Below are 21,327 nucleotides of genomic sequence, written 5' to 3' on the forward strand. Positions count from 1 at the left end.
TAGATCGAGACCGCCGTGTAGCCGGTGGCCTTCATCTTCTGCAGCACGTCCCGCCACAGGTCCGGGCTCGGCAGCCGGAACGGGTGGAACTCGCCGGACCAGACGAACTGCCGTTGCCCGTCCAGCATCAGCGAGTACTTGTCGAACGTGATCCGGTGCCGGGCGGGCGGGGCCGCCTCGGCCACGGGCGCGCTGCTCACCCCGGCCGCGGTGGCGAGGGCCAGCGCGAGGGCGAGGAGACGACGTCTCATCGTCGGAGCCTTTCGGGACGCAGGAAGAACGAGATCGGCAGGCGGGCCTGGGCCATGGCCTGCGCGACGAGCGCGGCGAACTGCTCGGCGCCGTACCGGCTGAGGTGGGTCGCGTCGTCGACGCCGTCGTGCGCGAGCGTCAGGTACAGCGGCCAGGACGCGGCTTCGCCCAGGCCTTCCACCAGCGCCTGGCTGCGCGCGGTGAGGTCGAGCAGCGGGATCTTCTGCTGCCGGGCCACGTCCCGCAGCACCGCGGGCAGGTCCACGCCGATGTTGTTGACCACGAGGCCGAGCGGGGTGAGCTTCCCGTCCGCGCCGAACCGGTGCCGCACCGGGGGTGTGACCAGCACCGGTGCGCCGCCCTGCGCCCGGACGCCGTCGATCAGCGTCGCGAGGTTGGCGCGGTAGACGTCTTCGGTCGTCTGCTTGTCGTTGTGCGCCAGCTGGATCAGGACCGTGTCCCCGCGCCGGACCATCGGGCGCACCCGGGCGAAGTAGAGCGGGTCCGCGAGGTAGCTGACCGTGCTCGCGCCGGACTGGGCGTAGTTCCGCACGCTCGGCCCGGCGCGGAAGTACTCCGGCAGGGCCTGGGCCCAGCCGTTCTTCGGCAGGTTCGCCCAGTCCGAGGCGGTGGAGTCGCTGATCACGAAGATCCGCGGCGCCCGCGGCTTCGGCGTCACGGCGATCCGGACCGGCTGCGGCGCCGGACCGGTGAGGTGCACCTGCAGGCCGGGGGTGCCCGGTCCGTCCTGCCCGCTGGGCATCCCCTCGGGGGTACGGACCTCGACGGTCACCGAACGCTCGACGTGCTGTCCGGCCTTGGTGACCACCGGGGCCAGCGCGATCCGCCGGGCCTCGACGTCGAGCCCGGTCGACCCGGCGTCGCGGCCGCCCAGGACCACGTCGACCTGGTAGTCGCCCGCCGGCACGTCGAACGAGCACGAGCCGTCGCACACGCTCCACCGCGGGGCGGCGTCCGCGACGGCCGGGACCGCCCCGAGTGCGAGGACGGCAACCAAGGCGAGGATCTTCACGGTGCTTCCTCCGGGGCGATGGCGAGCAGGGCGATGGTGGCCAGGTTCCGCTGGGCGAAGTCGTTCGTCGCGAACGTGGCGAAGTCGCCCGCGGGGTTCGTCGTGGTGCGCGTGGGGATCTCCGTCACCGGACCGGCCACGGCGGAACCCGTGACGCGTTCCGCGGGCGGCCACGGCTTGCCCGCCGGGTCGCCGGTGAACTGCTCCCAGCCGCGCTTGCGCAGGCTCGCGTCACCGAGCTGCTCGCCCGCCCAGGCCGTGACGCGGGAGTAGATCGTCTTGAACAGGCCGGGGTTGAAGTCGCGGCCGTACCGGGCGATCTTCTCGGCCGACGGGGCCTGGGCGTAGCGGGCGAAGTCCAGGTAGGTCCGGCGGAACTCCGGGACGTCGACCAGGTCGAGGGCCTCCCAGAGGATCTGCTCGCCGAGAAAGGCCATCGAAAGGTTGTAGCCGCCGTCGAAGTCCCCTTTTTCCAGGTTCACGAGGTGGCCGGTCGCCGGGTCGAAGCCGACCGCGCCGCCCGCTTCCCCGGTGAACAGCCCGGCCGGGAACGTGGCGATGTCCCGCATGCCGGTGACGATCCGGTCGCGCCACCGGACGTCGCCGGTGCGCTCCCACTCCGTCAGCCAGTTGCTGACGAGTGCGTACCAGTCCGGGCCGATCCGGACGCGGGCCGGTGCTTTGGTCTGCGGCGGCAGGACTTCGCGCAGCGGGTCCACCGTGCGCAGCGTCTCGTCCACCTGCAGCGACGACCGGATCAGCTCGCCCAGCAGCTCGTCGGCGGTGAGGTAGTAGGAGAACCGCTTGGTGAACGACTCGCCGACCCGCGCCTCCTTGGCGCCGTCGCCCCAGTGGACGACGGCGTGGCGCGACCCGAGGCCGGCGAACCGGCCGCCGTGGTGGGTGTCCACTTCGGACACGTGCTGGGTCATGGCGCGGGCCAGCCGGAACGTCCGGGGATCGCCCGAGCGCAGGAAGGCGTACCAGAGCAGGGCGTCCGTGCCGAGCTCGGCGTTGTCCCAGGCGTACCCGCCGACGTCGTAACGCCATTCGTGGCGGTCCGCATCGTAGGTGTGCATGACGTCGCCGTAGTGCCAGAACCCGTACCATTCGCGCTCGTCGACCTGGTCGGCGTAGAAGCCGATCTCCCGGGCGATCCCGTCTTCGAGGGCGGCGCGGGCCGGCGTGCTGCGGTCGGGCAGGCTCCAGCGGCCGAACACCCCGGCCGTGTGGTAGGTGCCCGGATCGGCGACGAGCTGCGGCGGCGCGGTCAACGTGGCCGAGAGCGCGGCGATCGTGTTCCGGGCCGGGGTGGCCGCCAGGGCCCACAGCTGCATTTCGGTCGACCGCACCATGCCTTGCGGCGTCGCGAAGCCTTCCTGGACGTCTTCGTAGGACAGATCCAGCCCGTGGGCGACGGTGTCGTAGGTGCGCAGGTCCATCGCCGGCGCCAGCGGGGAGTACGACCAGAGCGTCACCGAGGCCGTGTCCGTGGCCGCGCCGCGGACGTCCAGCGAGCGCGGGGCGCGCTGCCAGAAGTCGCGCAGCCCGAAGCCCAGCCCGCCGCCGGCACCGCCGACGTAGCCGAAGCCGGACGCGCGGTCGCCGCGGCCCGCGTGCTTCAGCCAGCTGCCCGCGGCGCTGGTGCGCTTCCACACGGCGAAGTGGCGGGCGGACTCCTGGAACAGCGTGAAGTCGTTCCACAGCGCGAGGTTCTGGTAGCCGTCGCGGACCTGCTGGCCCCACTGCGCGACCGGCGGGGTGGCCGTGCCGTCGGTCTGGGCCTTCCGGACCGCCTGGCCGGGGTCGCGGCGCAGGCCGGTGAGCACCCGGACGGGCTCACCCCACACGCCGCCCGCGGCCGTGCCGAAGCGGACGTGCCGGTTGTGCGGCTCGTCGGTCAGCGGAACCGCGAACCGCAGGCCGAGCCCGCGGACGAAGTCGTGGTTTTCGTCGGCGTCCCAGCGGAAGCTGTGCACGACGCGCAGGGAGTCGTCGCCCGCGCCGAGGTAGATCCGCAGCGTCCAGGGGAGGATGGCGCGGGTGCCGCGGCCCCGGTCGCGCCGGTACCGGCCGGTCAGCTTCACCACCGCGCGCACCGGACCCGGTTGCTCGATCTCGGCGCGTTCGACGATCCCCGTCCAGTCCTCGCGGCGGGGCGCCCGGGCGTCGTCGACGTCGTCGGGCTGGTCCTGCAGCCGGAGCACGAGCTCGCCGTCGCGGGCGACGACCCGGCCGGCCCGGGCGAGCGACGGCACGGCCACGGCGCCGGTCGTGGCGATCTTCAGCTCGACCGTGCCGTTGGCCACGACGATTTCGCGTGGCGACCGGCGCACGGTGACCGGGGCCGGCGGCACCGCGGGCGGGCCGGGCGCCAGGGTGAAGGTCTCCGCGGTGGCGGAGGAGGACACCGCGTGCCCGGTCCACTTGAGCGAGCCGTCCGGCCAGTACGCCAGCGGCCACGACTGCACCGGAACCGGGGCGCCGCCGTCGGCGTGCAGGGCCAGCGGGACGCTGCGGGACAACGTCCCCCTCGGCCAGGGAACGCCGAAGGCGCAGCCCGCCGAGGCGGCGGGCCTGCCGTCCAGCCAGTGCAGGCGCACTTCGCCACCACCCGCCGCGGACGTGGTCACCGCCGGTGCGGCCGTCGCGGACACCGGGGGTGCCACGGCCGTCGCGGCCAGGGCGGACACGCCGCCGAGGAAGATTCTTCTGGACAGGGGGGACTGAGAGGACTGCGGGGACATCGTCGGCCTCCGGATCAGCTCGTCGCCGCCGCGATGAACCGATTCAAGCCAGACTGTTCTGTGGTTGTCAACCTCGGCGACCCGATCAGTCCAGTCCGTGAGTAAGCGCTTTCTCGCCGGGTGGCTCAGCGGTTACCGTTGATGAACCGATTCAAGGACGAATCCGGTGAGATCGCCTGGGACGTTCGGAGAAGGGAAATCCGATGAACGGACGGTGCGGCGGGTTGCGCGCCGGCATGATCCCGGCCGGCGGCGCGGTCCGGGCCCGGGGGCGCCGGTGAAGCCGTCGATCAGCATCCGGGACGTCGCCGTCCGGGCCGAGGTGTCGGTCGGCACGGTGTCCAACGTGCTCAACCGCCCCGGCGTGGTCGCCACCGCCACGCGTGAGCGGGTCCTCGCCGCCATCGACGCGCTGGGGTACGTCCGCAACGAGCCGGCGCGGCAGCTGCGCTCCGGCACCGCCCGCACGATCGGCCTGGTGGTGCTGGACGTGGGCAACCCGTTCTTCACCGACGTCGCCCGCGGCGTCGAAGAAGCGGCCAGCGAAGCCGGCCACGCGGTGATCCTCTGCAACAGCGGCGAATCCGTGGGCAAGGAACGCGGGCACGTCGAGCTCCTGGCCTCGCAGCGGGTGCACGGCGTGCTGATCACGCCGGTGCAGTCCGCTCAGGTGTCGCTGCGGTGGCTGCGGGACCGGGGGATCTCGGTGGTCCTGCTCGACCACCCGACGGCCGAGGCCGACCTGTGCTCGGTCGCGGTGGACGACCGCCGCGGCGGCGAGCTCGCGCTCACCCACCTGCTGGCCGAGGGGTGCGAGCGCATCGTGATGGTCACCGGGCCGCCCGGCCTCCACCAGGCGGCCGAACGCCACCGCGGCGCCCGGGACGCGATCCGGCTGGCCGGCCGGGCACCGGACGTCCTCGAGGTGCTCCCCGCGCCGGCCCTCAACGTCGCGTGCGGTCTGCGGGCCGGCGAGCAGCTGCTGGCCAGGGCGGTGCTGCCCGACGCCGTCTTCTGCGCGAACGACCTGCTGGCGCTGGGCCTGCTCCAGGCCACCGTGCGAGCGGGCGTGCGAGTTCCGGAGGACCTGGCGATCGTCGGCTACGACGACATCGACTTCGCCGCCGCGGCCGCGGTCCCGCTGACCTCGGTCCGCCAGCCGCGGCACGAAATCGGGCGCACGGCGGCGAGCCTGGTGATCGCCGAATCGCAGTCGCCCGCCGAGCACGAGCACCGGCACGTGGTGTTCACGCCCGAACTCGTCGTCCGCGAGTCGAGCCGCCGCCCGCGGCGGGTGCGAACCGGTCGGCCCTGATCGCGCCGGAGCGGCCGGCCGGCCGAGCTGAATCGTCCTGACGCGACCCCGTCGCTTATCGTTCAGTTGCAGTCGGAAATTCGGCGCCCCGGCTGCGCACGTTCACAGAAATTGTCGAACGGTCTTGAAAATTTCCCACGCCTGCGGTTCCATCCTTAGCGGAACGGCACGTGGTCGATCAAAGGAGATCGAATGACCGTGTCCCACCCCGGCCGCCTGTCGAAAGCCGCGCTGTTCCTGGTGGCTCTCGCGCTCCCCGTGGTGCTGCCCGTCCCCGCCGCTTCGGCCGCGAACTCCCTCGGCATGCGGGGCGCGGACCTCTCCACCACCCAGCGGGCGCTCGACCTCGGCGCGAAGTACGCCGACGCACGCGGCGTGGCCGGTGACCCCCTCGACATCCTCAAGGCCGCCGGCGTCAACTACGTGCGCCTGCGTGTCTGGAACAACCCGCGCAGCGGCTACAACGACAAGGCCAAGGTGCTGCAGTACGCCCGGGCGGTGCGGGCCAAGGGCCTCAAGCTCCTGGTCGACTTCCACTACTCCGACACGTGGGCCGATCCCGGCGCGCAGGCCAAGCCTGCCGCCTGGGCCTCGCACGGCATCGGCCGGCTGCCGACCGACGTGTACGACTACACCTACGACGTCTGTTCCGGGCTCAAGGCCCAGGGCACCGCCCCGGACAGCGTGCAGATCGGCAACGAGATCAACACCGGCATGCTGTGGAACGACGGCAAAGTCGTGGACAACGACTTCACGAACCTCGGTCTGCTGCTCAAGGCGGGCTACGCCGCCACGAAGGCGTGCAACAGCGGCACCCAGGTCGTCGTCCACACCGCCGAGGCCGACAGCGACGCCCACGCCCGCTGGTTCTACGACGGCATCCGGGCCCAGGGCGTCCAGTGGGACATCACCGGTCTCTCCTACTACTGCTACTGGCACGGCACGATGGCGAACATGGCCGGCGTGGTGTCCGACGTGCGGTCCCGGTACGGCAAGCCCGTCGTCCTCGCCGAGACGGCGTACCCGTACACGACGGCCGACCACGACGGCACGCCGAACGTCATTTCGGCCGCGCAGCCGTGCTCCGGGTATCCCGCCACCCCGGCCGGGCAGGCGGCGAACTTCACCGCGGTCCAGAACACCGCCCGCACCGCCGGCGCGATCGGCGTCTTCTATTGGGAACCCGCCTGGTACGCGGTACCCGGCAACGGCTGGGACCCGGCCGACATCGCCGGTTCCGGCAACGGCTGGGAAAACCAGGCCGTCTTCGACCGCGCCGGCCGGCTCAACCCGGACATCCGCTGGACACCCTGACCGGAGATCGCGGCGGGAAGCCGATCCCGCCACGGCCGGGCGGTAGAGAAAGCGTTTTCTCAACCTCGCGCCAACTGCTTAACGGTTAAGCGATCTGACCGGTTTCTGTCTCGCGGCCGGTGCTCACCCCGTGTCTCCCGTGTTACCGTGGGAGCGCTCCCAGATTGCGCACTGTCCTGTCGAGCTTTCTCCAGGAGGTCGGTAATGAACTGGCGATTCCTCCGCGCGGTCGTGGCCGGCCTGCTGCTGGCCGCCTGCGCCGTCGTGGCACCCGCCGCGGCCGGCGCGGCCGCACCCACGCGGGTCATGGCGCTGGGCGACTCCATCACCGGCTCGCCCGGCTGCTGGCGCGCGTTGCTGTGGAAGCACCTGCAGGACACCGGCCACGCCGACGTCGACTTCGTCGGCACCCTGCCGGCCCCCGGCTGCGGGTTCACCTACGACGGCGACAACGAAGGTCACGGCGGGTTCCTGGCGACCGGGATCGTGCGGGACAACCAGCTGCCCGGCTGGCTGTCGGCGTCGCGCCCGGACATCGTCCTGATGCACCTGGGCACCAACGACGTGTGGAGCAACATCCCGGCGAGCACGATCCTGGACGCCTACACGACGTTGCTCGGCCAGATGCGGGCCGCCAACCCGGCCACGAAGCTCGTCGTCGCCAAGATCATCCCGATGAACCCGGCCAACTGCGCGGCCTGCGGGCAGCGGGTGGTCGAGCTGAACAACGCCATTCCCGGCTGGGCGCAGGCGCACTCCACGGCCGCGTCCCCGATCACCGTCGTCGACCAGTGGACCGGGTTCGACACCGCGGCGGACACCACCGACGGCGTCCACCCGAACAGCACCACCGGCATCGAGAAGATGGAGAGCCGCTGGTACCCCGCCCTGGTGGCGGCGCTCGGCACGGACACCCCGGCGGCGACCGGCCTCCACGTGGACGGCACCAGGATCGTCGAAGCGAACGGCGCGGCGTTCGTGATGCGCGGGGTCAACCACGCCTACGTCTGGTACCCGAGCCAGAACAGCTCGTTCGCGAACATCAAGTCCTTCGGGACCAACACGGTCCGGGTCGTGCTCGGCAGCGGGCAGCGGTGGGGCCCGACCTCGGCCGCCGAGGTCACGAGCATCATCGGGCAGTGCAAGCAGAACCGGCTGATCTGCGTGCTGGAAGTCCACGACACCACGGGGTTCGGTGAGGAGGCCGCGGCCGCGAGCCTGGATCAGGCGGCGAGTTATTGGATCAGCGTGGCGAACGCGCTGAAGGGCCAGGAGAACTACGTCGTGATCAACCTGGGCAACGAGCCGTTCGGCAACGACCAGCAGGTGAGCGCGACCTGGACGACCGCGACGGGCAACGCGATCAAGCGGCTGCGGGCCGCCGGGCTGTCGCACCTGCTGATGGCCGACGCGCCGATGTGGGGCCAGGACTGGCAGAACATCATGCGGGACAACGCGGCCACGGTGTTCAACGCCGACCCGCAGCACAACACGGTCTTCTCCATCCACATGTACGGCGTCTACGACACCGCCGCCGAGATCAACGCGTACTTCGACGCGTTCCGCACCGCCGGGCTGCCCCTGGTCGTCGGCGAGTTCGGGAACATGCACACCGACGGCAACCCGGACGAGGACACGATCATGGCCCAGGCGCAGGCCCGCGGCCTCGGTTACCTCGGCTGGTCGTGGAGCGGCAACAGCAGTGACGTCGGCTACCTGGACATGACGAACGGCTTCGACCCGGCCAGCCTGACGGCGTGGGGCGAGCGGTTCCTCAACGGCCCCAACGGGATCCGGCAGACTTCGAAGGAAGCCACCATCTACGGCGGTGGCCAGGTGGACACCCAGGCACCGTCCACTCCGGGCACGCCGGCCGTGTCGGGGGTGACCGCCGGCGGTGCCACGTTGACCTGGACGGCTTCGACGGACAACGTCGGTGTCACGGGTTACGACGTCCTCCGGGCGCCGGGCGCGAGCGGTGGCACGTTCGCCGTGGTCGGTTCGACCGCGACGACGTCGTTCACCGACAGTGGCCTGGCCGCCTCGACCACGTACCGCTACCAGGTGCGGGCCAAGGACGCCGCCGGGAACACCTCGGCCGTCTCCGCAGCCGCGACGGCGACGACGAGCGCGGGCGGTGGGTCCGGCGCCTGCAAGGTGACCTATTCCGCGTCGAACTGGGGTGGTGGCAACGGGTTCACCGCCAACGTGACCGTCACCAACACGGGCACGAGCACGGTCAACGGCTGGACCTTGGCCTTCACCTTCGCCGGGGGCCAGCAGGTGACCCTGCCCGGCTGGGGCGCCACCTTCGCCCAGTCCGGCGGCGCGGTCACCGCCACCAACCTGAGCTGGAACGGCACGCTCGCGCCGAACGCCTCGGTCGGCATCGGCTTCAACGGCACGTTCAGCGGCGCCAACCCGGCGCCGGCCGCGTTCACGCTCAACGGCAGCACCTGTTCGGCCGGTTGAGCCGCGCCGTCACGACTCACTGCAGAATGGAGTAGCCATGCGTACGTTCGCCCTCAGCAGGCGGCTCGTCGTGGCCGCCGCGGCCGTGGCGGCGGTGGGGTTGACGCCGGCCCCGGCCACCGGCGCGGTCGTCCCGGCCGCACCGCAGGCGGGCACGCCGCAGATCGACAAGCTGAACCGCGGGGTGGTCAGCGTGCACACCGCACAGGGCAACCGGGTCAGCTGGCGGTTGCTCGCCGACGACCCGGCCGGCGTGGCGTTCACCGTCTACCGCGACGGCACCAAGGTGACGTCGGCTCCCCTCACCGGGCCGACCGGCTTCCTGGACGCGGGCGCGCCGGCGGGGGCCCGGTACACCGTGCGCGCGGTGGTCGGCGGCGTCGAGCGGATGTCGGCCTTCGCCGCCGAGGATTCGCTGACGCTGAACAGCGTCCAGGGCGTCGACGCGAGCACCCGGGACGTGCCGATCCAGCCACCCGCCGGCGGCACGACCCCGTCCGGGGAGGCGTACACCTACACCGCGAACGACGCCAGTGCCGGTGACCTGGACGGCGACGGCCAGTACGAGATCGTGCTGAAGTGGGACCCGACCAACGCCAAGGACAACTCGCAGTCCGGCTACACCGGGAACGTCTACCTCGACGCCTACCGGCTGGACGGCACGCGCCTGTGGCGGATCGACCTCGGGCGCAACATCCGCGCCGGCGCGCACTACACGCAGTTCCAGGTCTTCGACTACGACGGCGACGGCAAGGCCGAGGTGGCCATGAAGACCGCGGACGGCACGCGGTCGGGCACCGGCCAGGTCATCGGCAGCTCGAGCGCGGACTACCGCAACTCGAGCGGGTACATCCTGTCCGGCCCGGAGTACCTGACCGTGTTCAACGGGCAGACCGGCGCCGCGCTGTCCACGGTGAACTACGACCCGCCGCGCGGCACGGTGTCCGCGTGGGGGGACAGCTACGGCAACCGGGTGGACCGGTTCCTGGCCGGCACGGCGTACCTGGACGGCTCCCACCCGAGCCTGATCATGAGCCGCGGCTACTACACCCGGACCGTGATCGCGGCCTGGGACTTCCGCGGTGGCGCGTTGACCGAGCGGTGGAAGTTCGACTCGAACTCGGCCGGCTCGCAGTACGCCGGCCAGGGCGACCACCAGCTGGCCATCGCGGATGCCGACGGCGACGGCCGGGACGAGATCGTCTTCGGCGCGATGGCCATCGACGACAACGGCAGTCCGCTGTGGAACACCCGCAACGGCCACGGCGACGCCATGCACGTCGGCGACCTGATCCCGAGCCGCGCCGGCCTGGAAGAGTTCAAGGTGGACGAAGACAAGTCCAAGCCCGCCGCGTGGATGGCCGACGCGAAGACCGGGCAGATCATCTGGCAGAACGCGTCCTGCAACTGCGACAACGGACGCGGCGTCTCGGACGACATCTACGCCGGCAGCCCCGGCGCCGAGTCGTGGTCGTCCGCGGTGTCCGGGCTGCTGAACACCAGCGGTCAGAACATCGGCCGCAAGCCGTCCTCGACGAACTTCGTCATCTGGTGGGACGGCGACGCCCAGCGGGAGCTGCTGGACGCCACCCACATCGACAAGTACGGCACCGGCGGGGACACCCGGCTGCTGACCGGGTCGGGCGTGCACGCGAACAACGGAACCAAGAACACCCCGGCCCTGCAGGCCGACCTGTTCGGCGACTGGCGCGAGGAGGTCATCTGGCCGACCTCGGACAACCGGGCCCTGCGGATCTACTCGACCACGGACGCGACGAGCATCTCGCACGTCTCGCTGATGCAGGACCGGCAGTACCGGGAGGCCGTCGCCTGGCAGAACACCGCCTACAACCAGCCGCCGCACCCCAGTTTCGCGTTGGCGAGGTGAATCGGACCGCACTACGCTGCGGTTCGGCGTCATCGCGGAACGGGGGCACGACCATGGCCATCAGGCTGGGCAGCACGGTGATCAACTGCACCGACCTGGACACCATGACGCGGTTCTGGTGCGCGGCGCTGGATCTGCGACCGGTGTCCGAGGACGGTGACTTCCGCCTGCTGCGCGGCCCGTACGTCAACCTGTCGCTGCAGCGGTCCTCGACGCCGGTGTCGACGAGGGACCAGATGCACCTGGACCTCTACACCGACGACCAGCAGCACGAGGTCGACCGGCTCATCGGCCTCGGCGCGCGGTTCGTGCGCCACGTCGACGACGACCCGGCCGACGACTGGGTGGTCCTGGCCGACCCGGAGGGCAACCTGTTCTGCGTCTGCGCCAAGCCGTCGGACGAGGTGCGCCACCCCGGCGCGTGAGGTCGCGAACGAGTCGTCCGGGATCGCCGCGGTGACTTGTTCGCGACCCTCGCTCGAGCTTGGCCGGGAGCCCGGGAGCCGCCCCACCGCGGGCCGGCCCTGGTAACGGCTCAGGCGCAGCGGGGCTGCCCTGGGCAGCTGCGCAGCAGCTTGACGACCGGGGCGGCGGCGATCCGGTTCGCCCCGGGCATGCCCTCGGGCCACGTGATGGACAGGGCGACGGCGGCGGAGTTGTTGCGATAGTTCGTCTCCAGCAGCGTCCGGTCGGCGTTCACCGTGTTGACCAGGTCGTACGTCCCCGGCGGGACGCGGGTGATGTCCAGCCACTGGAAGTCGACAGTGTACTTGTAGTCGTCGCCGGCGCCGACCGAGATCCCCTCGAGCACGTCGAGGGCGGTGGGTTCGTGGTGGCGGCACATGTTGGCGCGCAGCGTTTCGGCGAGCTTCCCGTCGGTGCCGGTGTCGCCCGGCACGTGGTTCAGGCGGCCGACGTCGGCCACCCGGAACCGGTCGCCGAGGCAGAAGCCGTTCTTGCGGTCGGTGACGACCGTCTTGCCCTGCGGTGAAACCAGCGCGAAGTGCTCGAAGTTCATCAAGTGCCAGTGCTGGTGCGCGAGGGCCGGTTCGTAGTAGGTGAAGGTCCCGGTGGCGCGTTGCGCCGCGGGGTAGCTGTCCGGGATCGAGCCGTCCGTGCCGTTGCGCAGCGCCTGCCGGACGGTCATCGTGTCCTGCTTCGTGCTGTCACGACGGCCGTAGAGCAGCAGCGGCCCGTCGCCGACGTTCTCTTCCGAGCTGGTGAACCGCAGCCGGACGGCCTTCGCCACGGACGGCGCGACGCAGCGGCCGTTGGGGGCGGCGGGGTCGATCACCGGGCACACGTCCCAGGCGGTGCACTGCGGGAGATCGCCGGAGCTGCCGCCGGCGCAGCCCGGTGGGGCCTGGCGGAGGTCGGGGAGCAGGACACTCGGGGCCGCGTCGGCACGAGGAGCGGACGCGGAGACGGTGGCCGAAAGCACCACCAGCGCGAGTGCCGCGAATTTCTTGAGCAAGAGCCGGTCCGTCCTGTCCGGTATTCGATGGGCCCATTCTAGGGGGCCGATTTTCCCCGGTGTGACACCACGTCGTCACACAATGGACTGAGTTGCCACCGGTTCCGCGGCTCCGGTGAGTAGCCTTCGGCGAACTCATCGCCCGAAAGGACCGCACCGCATGCCGACGACCACCGCAGATTTCCGTGAAGCCGCCGGGCGTTCCCCGGAAGCGCGGCCCGCCGGAACCGGGGGAGTCACCCTGATCTGCGGCACCCGGCCGGAACTGATCAAGCTCGCTCCGCTGATGCGGGCGTTCGGCGACGAGTGCGCCGTCGTCTACACCGGACAGCACTACGACCGGTCCCTGTATTCGCGCATCCGCGCGGACCTGCCGCCGTCCGACCGGTTCCACGAACTCGGCGTGGGCGCCGGCCGCCGCGGCGGCCAGCTCGGCCGGACGGTCAGCGCGGTCGACGAGGTCCTGGCGGACGGCCCCGGCCGGGTGGTGGTCGTGCAGGGCGACACGACGTCCGCGCTCGCCGGGGCGCTGGCGGCCAACGCGCACGACCTCCCGCTGGTGCACGTCGAAGCCGGGCTGCGCAGCCACGACCGCGCCATGCCCGAAGAACACAACCGCGTGCTGATCGACCACCTCGCCGACCTGTGCTGCGCGCCGACCGAGCTCAACCGCCACAACCTCCTGGCGGAGAACGTGCCCGCCGGCCGGATCGCCGTCACCGGCAACACCGTCGTGGAAGCGCTGCGGACCGCGCTGCCGCCCGCCGAGGACCGGTGGGCCGCGCTGGCGGCCCGTGGCCTGGTGCGGGACCGGTTCGTGCTGGCCACCATCCACCGCCCGGAGAACGTCGACGACCCGGGGCAGCTGGCGGTGATCCTGCGTGAGCTGGGCCGCCTGCCGCTGCCGGTGGTGTTCCCCCTGCACCCCCGCACGGCCAAGAGCGTCGAGGCGGCCGGGCTGGGCCACCTGCTCGACCCGCTGGTCGTCCTGGAACCCCAGGCCTACCCGGCGTTTCTCACGCTGGCCGCGGAAGCCGCGGTGATCGTGTCCGATTCCGGTGGCATCCAGGAGGAAGCGAGTGTCCTCAAGCGACCGGTGGTCGTGGTGCGGCGGAGCACCGAGCGGCCCGAGATCGCCGGGACGTTCGGGACGCGGGTGCTGCCGGGGCCGGGGATCGGCGCGGAGGTCGCCCGGTGGCTCGACGATGTGGCCGGCCACCGAGAGCGCCTCCGGCACCTCCCGTCACCGTACGGCGATGGGTCCGCCGCCGCCCGGATCGTGACCGCGCTCGGTGCCTTGCTCGATCACCGGGCCGGTCCGGCGACCGCGGGCTGATCCGCCGGTGCGGTGGCGATCCGGCTCGTGACGTCGTTCGCGAGGGCGACGCTCGAGTTCCAGCTCGTGACGTCCGGGTAGACGTGGGCGGTCGTGGCCAGCAGGAGGTTCGTGCCGTCCACGGTCACCGGCGGGCGCGCGGACCGGTAGCCGAGCGGGTACACCGGTTCGACGAAGGGCGCCTTGAACACCCGTACCTCCTCGAGGCCGTCCGGGCCGAGTTCGGGGTAGAGGCCCCGCAGCTGCGCCGACCAGCGCGCGGCGATCGCGGCGTCGTCGTCGAGGAACAGCTGCGAATCGCGGTCGGTGTAGCGCATGACGTAGACGAGGTGCCGGCCGCCGGCGGCCTCGGTGCCGGCGAGCGCGGACATCGCGACGACCCCGTCGAACTCGGTGCCCGAGTGCAGCACGGGGGTCCAGTAGTGCTCGGTGACCGGCTGCCGGAGGAAGAACACGCCGGTGACCACGCCCTGGTACGGCAGGTCGGTCGTGGGCAGCCGGGCGGAGAGTGCGTCGTCGGCGATGCGCCGCAGCAGGGGCAGCGGCACGGTGGAGACGACGTGGTCGGCGTCGAGCACCTCGCCGCCGGTCAGGGTGAGGATCGAGTGGCCGCCGGTGCTGTGCAGCCGCCGGACGGGGGCCGACGTGCGCACGGTGCCCCCGGCCCCCTCGATCGACGTCCGCAGCGCGTCGATGACGGTCTTGTAGCCGCCGTCCGGGTACCCGCGGGTGGCGACGTTGCGCTCGCGGCCCAGCCGCTGCCACAGGTACAGCGCCGGCACGTCCCCGAAGGACGGTCCGAACTTCGAGCCGAACATCGGCGCGAAGAGCCGGTCCCAGACGACGTCACCGTACAGCCCGCGCAACCAGTCCTCGGTGCGGAGCGTGTCGAGGTCGCGGCCCTGCCCCAACCGGCGCAGCAGCAGGGAAACGACGCCGAAGCGCACGCGGTCGGGTAGCCGCAGCGCGGAGAACCGGAGCAGGTCGAGAGCGGAGTTGAACGGGTGGCGGCGGCCGTCGACGACCATGCCCATCGTCGTGTCGCGCCACCGCACCGCGTCCCGCAGGCCCAGTTCGCCCAGCAGCTCCAGCAGGCTCGCGTCGGAGGGCATGATGCAGTGGTAGAAGCGCTCGATCCACCGGTCACCGTGGGCGAAGAACGTGCCGAGGCCGCCGAGCTGGTCACTCGCTTCGAGCAACGTCACGCGGAGGCCGCGGTGGGCGAGGCGGTGGGCGGCGGCGAGGCCGCAGATGCCGCCGCCGATCACGGCGACGTGCGCCGGGGTGGGTTCGGTCACCGGGGTCACAGCTTCCGGTAGGGCGCCGGGCTCAGCCGGTCGCGGACGAGCAGTTTCAGGTACTGCACGACGGTCCGGCGCAGCTTCAGCTTGCTGGGTCCCTGCTTGCGGTCGTACCGCAGGGCCAGCGGGACCTCGGTGATCACCGGCCGGCAGTGGCGGAGCTTGAGCAGCAGTTCCACCATGCAGGCGAAGCCCTGCTCCTCGATGAGCCGTTCGCCCCAGTGGGCGGAGGCCCGCGCCAGCAGCGAGGCCCGGTAGGCGCGGTAGCCGCTGGTGAAGTCCCGGACGCCGTCGACGTCGAGGGTCCGGTGGAACAGCTGCGCCGCGCCGCGGGAGAGCAGCCGGCGCCCGAACGGGGCGGTCCGGTCGTCGCCGCCCGGGACGAACCGGGAGCAGATGGCGACGTCGGCGCCGGCGGTGATTTCCGCCTGCAGCGCGCGGATCAGCGCCGGGTCGTGCGTGTCGTCGGCGTCCATCACGACGACGACGTCGTCGGGGCCGGCCTCCTCCAGCGCCGCACGGAGCCCGGACTGCACGGCGCGGCCGAGCCCCAGGTTCACCAGGTGCCGCACGACGCGGACGTCGAGCCCGCCGTAGCCCGACTCGGCCACGGCGACCGTGGCGTCGGCGGAACCGTCGTCGACGACCCAGACGGTGACCTCCTCGGTGCGGGCCACGTCGGCGAGCCGGTGCAGCAGCGGCGGCAGGGACGCTTCTTCGTTGAACGCGGGCAGCACGACGTGCGCGCGTCCGCCGGTCCGGCCCGCCGTGGGGCTCGGTTCGGACAGTGTGGCCAGGGTGGTCTCTTCGCGTGCCACGGTTCCCCTCGTCTGGTTGTGCTCGTCACCCGGCCGGAATCGGGTTGGTGCGGCCGTCGAGTCTTATTCGGCTATGTTGTGTGGTTTCTTTAGTGGCCTCGGAAGTCCCTCGGAAGGATGGGCGTCATCAGAACTACGTGGTGTTTCTGCAATTCACCGGATCGGGTCTGCTGAACGCCCCGATCGAGCGAATTTACGGGACTTCGAGGCAAATTTCACCCGATAGGGCCGGTGTTTCCTCGAATGGCTGAGTCGTGAAGAAAGCGAGAATAGGATCCTCATGTCAAGAAGAGGTCGAGCCCGGTGACTGAACTCCGAGACACGGTCGTCGCCGAAACGGTGCCGGCACAGCGGCGCGTCCGGCCGGGTGACCGGCCGCGCGACACCGTCCGCTCCCGTCCGTTACTCGCCCGGGTGAACGCCGTGGCCGTGCTGCTGGTCGCCGTCGACGGCGCCGCCTGGCTGACCGCGGTGCTGCGGACCGGCCCCGGCCCGGCGTGCGCGGTGGTGACCGCCGCGGCCCTCGCGGGGGCCCGGGTGGCCGGCCGGGTCCACCGCCGCCGCCTCTGGCTCTCCTGGCTGCAGGACCTCCCGCGCTCGGTCACCGCCACCGCGCTGGCGTTCGCGCTGGTCACCGGGTTCGGCCTGGTGGCCGGGATGGGCGGCGACGACGCGGCGCGGATGCAGGAGGTGGTCCTGTGCTTCGCCGTGCTCAGCGAAGCCGCCCGCCCGGCGGTCTTCGCGTTCGGCCGGTGGGGCCGCCGCCGGCTGCGGCGCTGTGACCGGGCCGTCGTGGTCGGGTCCGGCCGGATCGGCGGCGAGCTGGTCCGCACCATGCTGGAACACCCGGAGTTCGGGCTGCTCCCGGTCGGCGTCGCGGCGTCCGGCCCGGACCCGGTGCCGTCCGGCCTGCCGGTCGAGCGGATCGACGGCGACCTCACCGGGGCCATCGCCCGGCTGCGCGCGGGCACGGTGATCCTCGCCCCCGCCGACGACCGCGACGGCGCCATCGTCGACGCCGCCATCACCGCGCACCGGCTCGGGTGCGTCACCCTGGTGCTGCCGCACCTGTTCGAGCTCTGCCCGGACGGGCCGGGGGTCGACCGCCTCCGCAGCTACCCGCTGGTGTGGCTGGGCGGCGCGCCGACCCGCCGTCCGAGCTGGTGGGTCAAACGCGCCGTCGAGACCGCGCTGGCCGGGGCCGCACTCGTCGTCCTCGCCCCGGTCATCGCGCTCTGCGCACTGGCGGTCGCGGCCGAGAGCGGCTTCCCGGTCTTCTTCCGGCAGGTGCGGGTCGGGATGGACGGCGGCACGTTCGTGCTCTACAAGCTGCGCAGCGTGCGGCAGGCCGCCGTCGACGATTCGCAGACCCGGTGGTCGGTCGCGGGGGACCGCCGGGTCGGCCCGGTCGGCCGCTTCCTGCGGCGGTCCTCTTTGGACGAGCTGCCGCAGCTGTGGAACGTCGTGCGCGGGGACATGTCGCTGGTCGGCCCGCGGCCGGAGCGGCCGGTGTTCGTGCACGAGTTCTCCGCCGTCCACGACCTGTACTGGGCCCGGCACCGGGTGCCGACCGGGCTGACCGGCCTGGCGCAGGTGCACGGCCTGCGCGGCGACACTTCGATCGCGGACCGCGCGCGCTACGACAACTACTACATCGCGAACTGGTCGCTCTGGCTGGACGTCAAGATCATCATCCTCACGGTGGGAGAACTGCTGTGCCGAAGGCAACGCTGATGCGTGCCCACCCGGCCACGCGCTGGGCGGCCGCGGCCGCCCTGCTGGCCGGCTGCCTGAGCGGCTGCGTCACCAGCTCGGCGCGGGAGATCGCGGCGCCGCCGCCGAAGCCGCTGGCTCCCTGCGCGTGGTGGTACGGGATCGGCCAGCCACCGACGTCCCAGGAGATCGAGCTGGCGGCCCGGCGGTACCAGGTCGTCGTGCTCAACGCCGACCAGGGCGCGGCCATGCGCCGCCTGCGCCAGCTCAACCCGCGGGTGAAGGTGCTGGTGTACAAGGACCTGTCCAGCACGCGCAACTACCCGGGCGCGGTCGACGGCGGCCAGGACGCGGTCTTCCTGCCCAGCGGGATCGGCTACGTCGCCGCGGAGCAGCACCACCCCGAGTGGTTCGCCCAGGACGTCAACGGGCGGCGGATCGAGTGGCAGGGCTACCCGCGGCACTGGCAGATGGCGGTGTGGAACCCGGACTACCAGAAGGCCTGGACCGAGGCCGTGGTCGCGGAGGTGACCCGCGAGGGCTGGGACGGGGTGCTCGCGGACAACGACTTCAACTCCCTGAGCCACTACTCGTCCGCGGTGCTCGCGGGCACCGCGAACGTCGCGGAGACCGACCGCAAGCTCCGCGACGGCCTGGACGCGTTCCTGTCCAAGGCCGGCGACGCCCTCACGAACGCGCAAAAGCTCCTGGTGCCCAACGTGTCCGAGACGCACCTGGTGCCGGGCCGCTGGACCGCGCACTCCCGCTTCGGGGGCGCGATGGAAGAGAACTTCGGGTTCCGCGAGAACGGCGGCACCGGCGGGCTGCTGACCTTCCGCGGCAACGAGTTCCAGGAGCTGCGCGCGCAGGCGGCGCTCGGGGAGTCCATGCTGCTGCTGGTCACGCGGACGCACAACGCGCGGGAGGAGCGCTCCGGGTACGCGAGCGCGGCCCTGCTCGCCGGCCCCCGGACGTGCTGGACCCGCGCGACCACCGACGACTACCGCGACCCGGAGTGGTCGACGCTGCAGGACGCCGGGCTGGGCGAGGCGGTGGACGCGGCCAGCCGCCTGCCGAACGGCGTCTGGACCCGGACGTTCACCCACGGCTGGGTCGCGGTCAACACGACGGCGGCCACCCAGACGGTCGTCCCCCCGCAGGGCCTCGTCGCCCCCGGCGCCCCGGCGCGCACGCTCACCCCGGCTTCAGCCACCCCCACGTCCACCCCCAGTTCGACCCCCACTTCGACGTCGGCTTCGGCCACCCCCACGTCCACCCCGGCCCCGCCCCCGCTCACCCTCGAAGCCGCGGACGCGATCGTCCTGGTCGACCCGCAGCAACTCGTGACCCGGGGCGTCTGGCGGATCACCCGTGACGAGTTCCGCGTCGGCCTGCTCTGGGCCCGCTGACCGAAGGCCCACCCCGCGGGCCGGCGAGCCGGTCGTAGAGGGTCAGGTGACGGCGGGCGCAGGCTTCCGGGCGGTAGCGGGCGTCGGCGCGTTCGGCGAGGAGACGGCCGAGGCGGGCGGGGTCCGGTTCCGCGAACAGGGCCCGCAGCCGGTCCGCCAGGGCGGGGACGTCGCCGGGCGGGGCCAGGAACGCGGGAGCGCCCGGTACGTCCAGCATGGCGGGGACGCCGCCGGTGGCCGTCGCCAGGACCGGCTTCCCCGCGGCCATCGCTTCGGCCACCACCAGCGGCTGTTGCTCCATTGTGGACGGCAGGACCAGCGCGTCCGCGCCGGCGAGCAGGGCGGGGACGTCGGGGCGGAACCCCAGGAACGTCACGCGCCCGGCCAGTGGTGGCTGCCGCGCGGCCCGTTCCGCCTCCGCGCGCTGCGGGCCGTCGCCGACCACCGTCAGCCGCGCGTCCGGCGGCAGCACGCCCGGGACGGCCAGCGCGGCCAGCAGGTCGAGCACGCCCTTGCGCTCCACCAGAAGCCCGGCGAAGACGAGGTGCCGCACCGGCCCGCGCGGCGGGTCCGGCTCGGCCGGCTCGACGCAGTTGTCGATGTGCTCGAGCCGGCCGGCGGGCACCCGCAGACGGTGGTGCAGGAACGCCCCCATCGCCTCGGCCGGCACGATCGTGCGGTCCAGGACGCGGGCGACGACGGCGTCCGCCGCGAGCACCGTCCGCGTGTAGACCGACGGCCCGGCCGCCCCGCGCTCACCGCGGAACCACGGCTCCGCGACGTCGTCGGGCACGCCGTGGTAGGTCTGGACCAGCACGGGACGGGGGCCGCGGGCGAACCGCAGGCCCGCGATCACCAGCCCCGCGCGCCGGTCCTGCGCGTGCACCACGTCGGGCCGCCACGCCCGGATCGCCGCCCGCGCCCGGCCCGCCGCCGCGAGGTCTTCCTTGTCCGACACCGCCAGTTCCTCGTGACGGCCGTCGAGCAGCGACGCTCCCCGGGCGGGCACGGGACCGAAGACCCGGACGTCGACGCCGCCGGCGGCGAGCGTCGCGGCCAGCCGCACGGTGACGTCCACCGGGCCGCCCCGGTCCTGGGTGAGCAGAAAGGCGATGCGGGTCACGAGATGCGCTCCGACGGGGTGAGTTTGTCGACGAGGGCGGCGACCTGATCGGTCATCCGCCCGCGGTCGAAGGACAGTTCCACGCGGCGGCGGCCGCGTTCGCCTTCGAGCCGGGCCAGCCCGGGGTCGGCGAGGCGGGCGGCCACGGCGTCGGCGAGCAGCCCGACGTCGCCGGGCGGCAGCACCGCGCCCGCGTCCGCGACGCTCTGGCGCATTCCGCCGACGTCGAAGGCGACGACCGGCCGCGCGCACGCCATCGCCTCCAGCGGTACCAGGGCCATCCCCTCGGCGCGGGAGGGGAGGACGACCACGTCCGCGGCGGTGTACCACGCCGCCGGCTCGTCGGTGTGCCCCGGCCACCGCACGGACGCGTGGCCCGCCACCGGGTGCCGCTCGCGCCACACGGGACCCATCGGCCCGTCGCCGGCGAAGACGAGCTGCGCGTCCGGCAGCCGCCGCAGCACCGCCGGCCACGCCGACAGCAGCTGGTCCTGGCCCTTGAGCTCGGCCAGCCGCCCGAGGCAGACGGCGATCGGCGCGCGCTCGGGCAGCCCGAGCCGCCGCCGGGCCGCGGCCCGGTCGCCGGGGACGAACCGGGTGGTGTCGACGCCGTTGCAGACCACGTCCGCCTCGGCCGTCACCCCCGCCGCCCGGCCGGCGGCGAGTTCGTCGTCGCTCACGCACACGACGAGGTCGGTCCACCGCGACGCGAAGCGCTCCCACGCGGCGGAGGCGCGGCGCAGCGGCCCGTCGGCGGTCTCGAAGGACCACAGGTGCGGCTGGAACACCGTCGGACGGCCGCCGCGCACGGCCAGCCGTCCGGCCAGGCCCGCCTTCGAGCTGTGCAGGTGCACCACGTCCGGATCGAGGCCGGCGAGCAGCCGGCGCAGCCGCAGCGTCTCGGCGACGGAACGGGGACCGGGCCCGCGACACGCGGTCCAGCCACGCACTTCGATGCCGAGCTCCCGGGCGCGCTCGGCGAGCCGGCCCGACGGCGGGCAGACGATCACCACGGACCAGCCGCGGTCCCGTTGGGCGACAGCGAGTTCCAGCACGACCACGGCGACGCCCGCGGTGACGGGCTGGGAGACGTGCGCGATCTTCATCGGCGGTCACCTCGGCGGGTGCGGGC

16 protein-coding genes are annotated in these 21,327 nt (G+C 72.6%); 8 read left to right on the forward strand and 8 right to left on the reverse strand.

The annotated features are described in order from the left end of the window. From AB0M80_RS34030 to AB0M80_RS34040, 3 genes are all read right to left on the reverse strand, one after another. On the reverse strand, window positions 1-251 hold a 251-nt coding region (locus AB0M80_RS34030), incomplete at its 3' end, for a beta-galactosidase (RefSeq protein WP_364573154.1). After that, window positions 248-1,285, reverse strand: a complete 1,038-nt coding sequence (locus AB0M80_RS34035) for a GDSL-type esterase/lipase family protein (RefSeq protein ID WP_364573156.1) — start codon at window positions 1,283-1,285, stop codon at window positions 248-250. The genes AB0M80_RS34030 and AB0M80_RS34035, both read right to left, overlap by 4 nt. Beyond that, window positions 1,282-3,978 (reverse strand): hypothetical protein, encoded by a 2,697-nt coding sequence (locus AB0M80_RS34040; RefSeq protein ID WP_364573158.1) that lies wholly within the window; start codon window positions 3,976-3,978, stop codon window positions 1,282-1,284. The genes AB0M80_RS34035 and AB0M80_RS34040 overlap by 4 nt, the downstream gene beginning before the upstream one ends. A gap of 331 nt (window positions 3,979-4,309) precedes the next feature. Between AB0M80_RS34040 and AB0M80_RS34045 the strand changes: the two genes are divergently transcribed. From AB0M80_RS34045 to AB0M80_RS34065, 5 genes are all read left to right on the forward strand, one after another. Next, the gene (locus AB0M80_RS34045; protein WP_364573160.1) at window positions 4,310-5,347 is read left to right on the forward strand and encodes a substrate-binding domain-containing protein; all 1,038 of its coding nucleotides are present in this window, start codon (window positions 4,310-4,312) and stop codon (window positions 5,345-5,347) included. A 192-nt stretch (window positions 5,348-5,539) separates the two neighbouring features. Beyond that, window positions 5,540-6,661 (forward strand): glycosyl hydrolase 53 family protein, encoded by a 1,122-nt coding sequence (locus tag AB0M80_RS34050; protein ID WP_364573162.1) that lies wholly within the window; start codon window positions 5,540-5,542, stop codon window positions 6,659-6,661. 204 nt (window positions 6,662-6,865) lie between these two features. Further along, window positions 6,866-9,133: a cellulase family glycosylhydrolase gene (locus AB0M80_RS34055; RefSeq protein ID WP_364573164.1), complete on the forward strand. Its 2,268-nt coding sequence runs from the start codon at window positions 6,866-6,868 to the stop codon at window positions 9,131-9,133. Window positions 9,134-9,170: 37 nt separating this feature from the next. Beyond that, a complete protein-coding gene (locus tag AB0M80_RS34060) occupies window positions 9,171-11,021 on the forward strand; it encodes a rhamnogalacturonan lyase (RefSeq protein ID WP_364573166.1) in 1,851 nt (616 codons plus the stop codon). 53 nt (window positions 11,022-11,074) lie between these two features. Beyond that, window positions 11,075-11,446 (forward strand): VOC family protein, encoded by a 372-nt coding sequence (locus AB0M80_RS34065; protein WP_364573168.1) that lies wholly within the window; start codon window positions 11,075-11,077, stop codon window positions 11,444-11,446. Between the two features lie 110 nt (window positions 11,447-11,556). On the opposite strand, the gene AB0M80_RS34070 is transcribed toward AB0M80_RS34065, so the two are convergent. Continuing rightward, entirely contained in the window at window positions 11,557-12,495 is a 939-nt protein-coding gene (locus AB0M80_RS34070) for a lysyl oxidase family protein (protein WP_364573170.1), read from the reverse strand. Between the two features lie 160 nt (window positions 12,496-12,655). Here AB0M80_RS34070 and wecB point away from each other — a divergent pair, with 160 nt between their 5' ends. Beyond that, window positions 12,656-13,831: a UDP-N-acetylglucosamine 2-epimerase (non-hydrolyzing) gene (wecB, locus tag AB0M80_RS34075; protein ID WP_364573172.1), complete on the forward strand. Its 1,176-nt coding sequence runs from the start codon at window positions 12,656-12,658 to the stop codon at window positions 13,829-13,831. On the opposite strand, the gene AB0M80_RS34080 is transcribed toward wecB, so the two are convergent. Together AB0M80_RS34080 and AB0M80_RS34085 are read right to left on the reverse strand one after the other, a co-directional pair. After that, window positions 13,801-15,129, reverse strand: a complete 1,329-nt coding sequence (locus AB0M80_RS34080) for an NAD(P)/FAD-dependent oxidoreductase (protein WP_364573174.1) — start codon at window positions 15,127-15,129, stop codon at window positions 13,801-13,803. The genes wecB and AB0M80_RS34080 overlap by 31 nt on opposite strands. A 5-nt stretch (window positions 15,130-15,134) precedes the next feature. Further along, entirely contained in the window at window positions 15,135-15,950 is an 816-nt protein-coding gene (locus AB0M80_RS34085) for a glycosyltransferase (protein WP_364573176.1), read from the reverse strand. A 303-nt stretch (window positions 15,951-16,253) separates the two neighbouring features. Here AB0M80_RS34085 and AB0M80_RS34090 point away from each other — a divergent pair, with 303 nt between their 5' ends. Continuing rightward, a complete protein-coding gene (locus AB0M80_RS34090; RefSeq protein WP_364573178.1) occupies window positions 16,254-17,684 on the forward strand; it encodes a sugar transferase in 1,431 nt (476 codons plus the stop codon). Beyond that, entirely contained in the window at window positions 17,666-19,072 is a 1,407-nt protein-coding gene (locus AB0M80_RS34095; RefSeq protein ID WP_364573180.1) for a putative glycoside hydrolase family 15 protein, read from the forward strand. The genes AB0M80_RS34090 and AB0M80_RS34095 overlap by 19 nt, the downstream gene beginning before the upstream one ends. Here the strand turns inward: AB0M80_RS34095 and AB0M80_RS34100 are convergent. Beyond that, a complete protein-coding gene (locus AB0M80_RS34100; RefSeq protein WP_364573182.1) occupies window positions 19,029-20,195 on the reverse strand; it encodes a glycosyltransferase family 4 protein in 1,167 nt (388 codons plus the stop codon). The two genes, AB0M80_RS34095 and AB0M80_RS34100, sit on opposite strands and share 44 nt — an antisense overlap. After that, window positions 20,192-21,301, reverse strand: coding sequence for a glycosyltransferase (locus AB0M80_RS34105; protein WP_364573184.1), 1,110 nt, complete (start codon window positions 21,299-21,301; stop codon window positions 20,192-20,194). Before AB0M80_RS34105 ends, AB0M80_RS34100 begins: the two co-directional genes overlap by 4 nt. Window positions 21,302-21,327 lie beyond the last annotated feature (26 nt).

The sequence above is a fragment of the Amycolatopsis sp. NPDC051045 genome (assembly GCF_040682955.1).
Classification (GTDB): Bacteria; Actinomycetota; Actinomycetes; order Mycobacteriales; family Pseudonocardiaceae; genus Amycolatopsis.

Bases quoted from the DNA above. Each gene is read 5' to 3' on its own strand.
- wecB (WP_364573172.1), top strand. From the start codon at position 12,656: ATGCCGACGACCACCGCAGATTTCCGTGAAGCCGCCGGGCGTTCCCCG.
- AB0M80_RS34065 (WP_364573168.1), top strand. From the start codon at position 11,075: ATGGCCATCAGGCTGGGCAGCACGGTGATCAACTGCACCGACCTGGAC.
- AB0M80_RS34105 (WP_364573184.1), bottom strand. From the start codon at position 21,301: ATGAAGATCGCGCACGTCTCCCAGCCCGTCACCGCGGGCGTCGCCGTG.
- AB0M80_RS34050 (WP_364573162.1), top strand. From the start codon at position 5,540: ATGACCGTGTCCCACCCCGGCCGCCTGTCGAAAGCCGCGCTGTTCCTG.
- AB0M80_RS34060 (WP_364573166.1), top strand. From the start codon at position 9,171: ATGCGTACGTTCGCCCTCAGCAGGCGGCTCGTCGTGGCCGCCGCGGCC.
- AB0M80_RS34055 (WP_364573164.1), top strand. From the start codon at position 6,866: ATGAACTGGCGATTCCTCCGCGCGGTCGTGGCCGGCCTGCTGCTGGCC.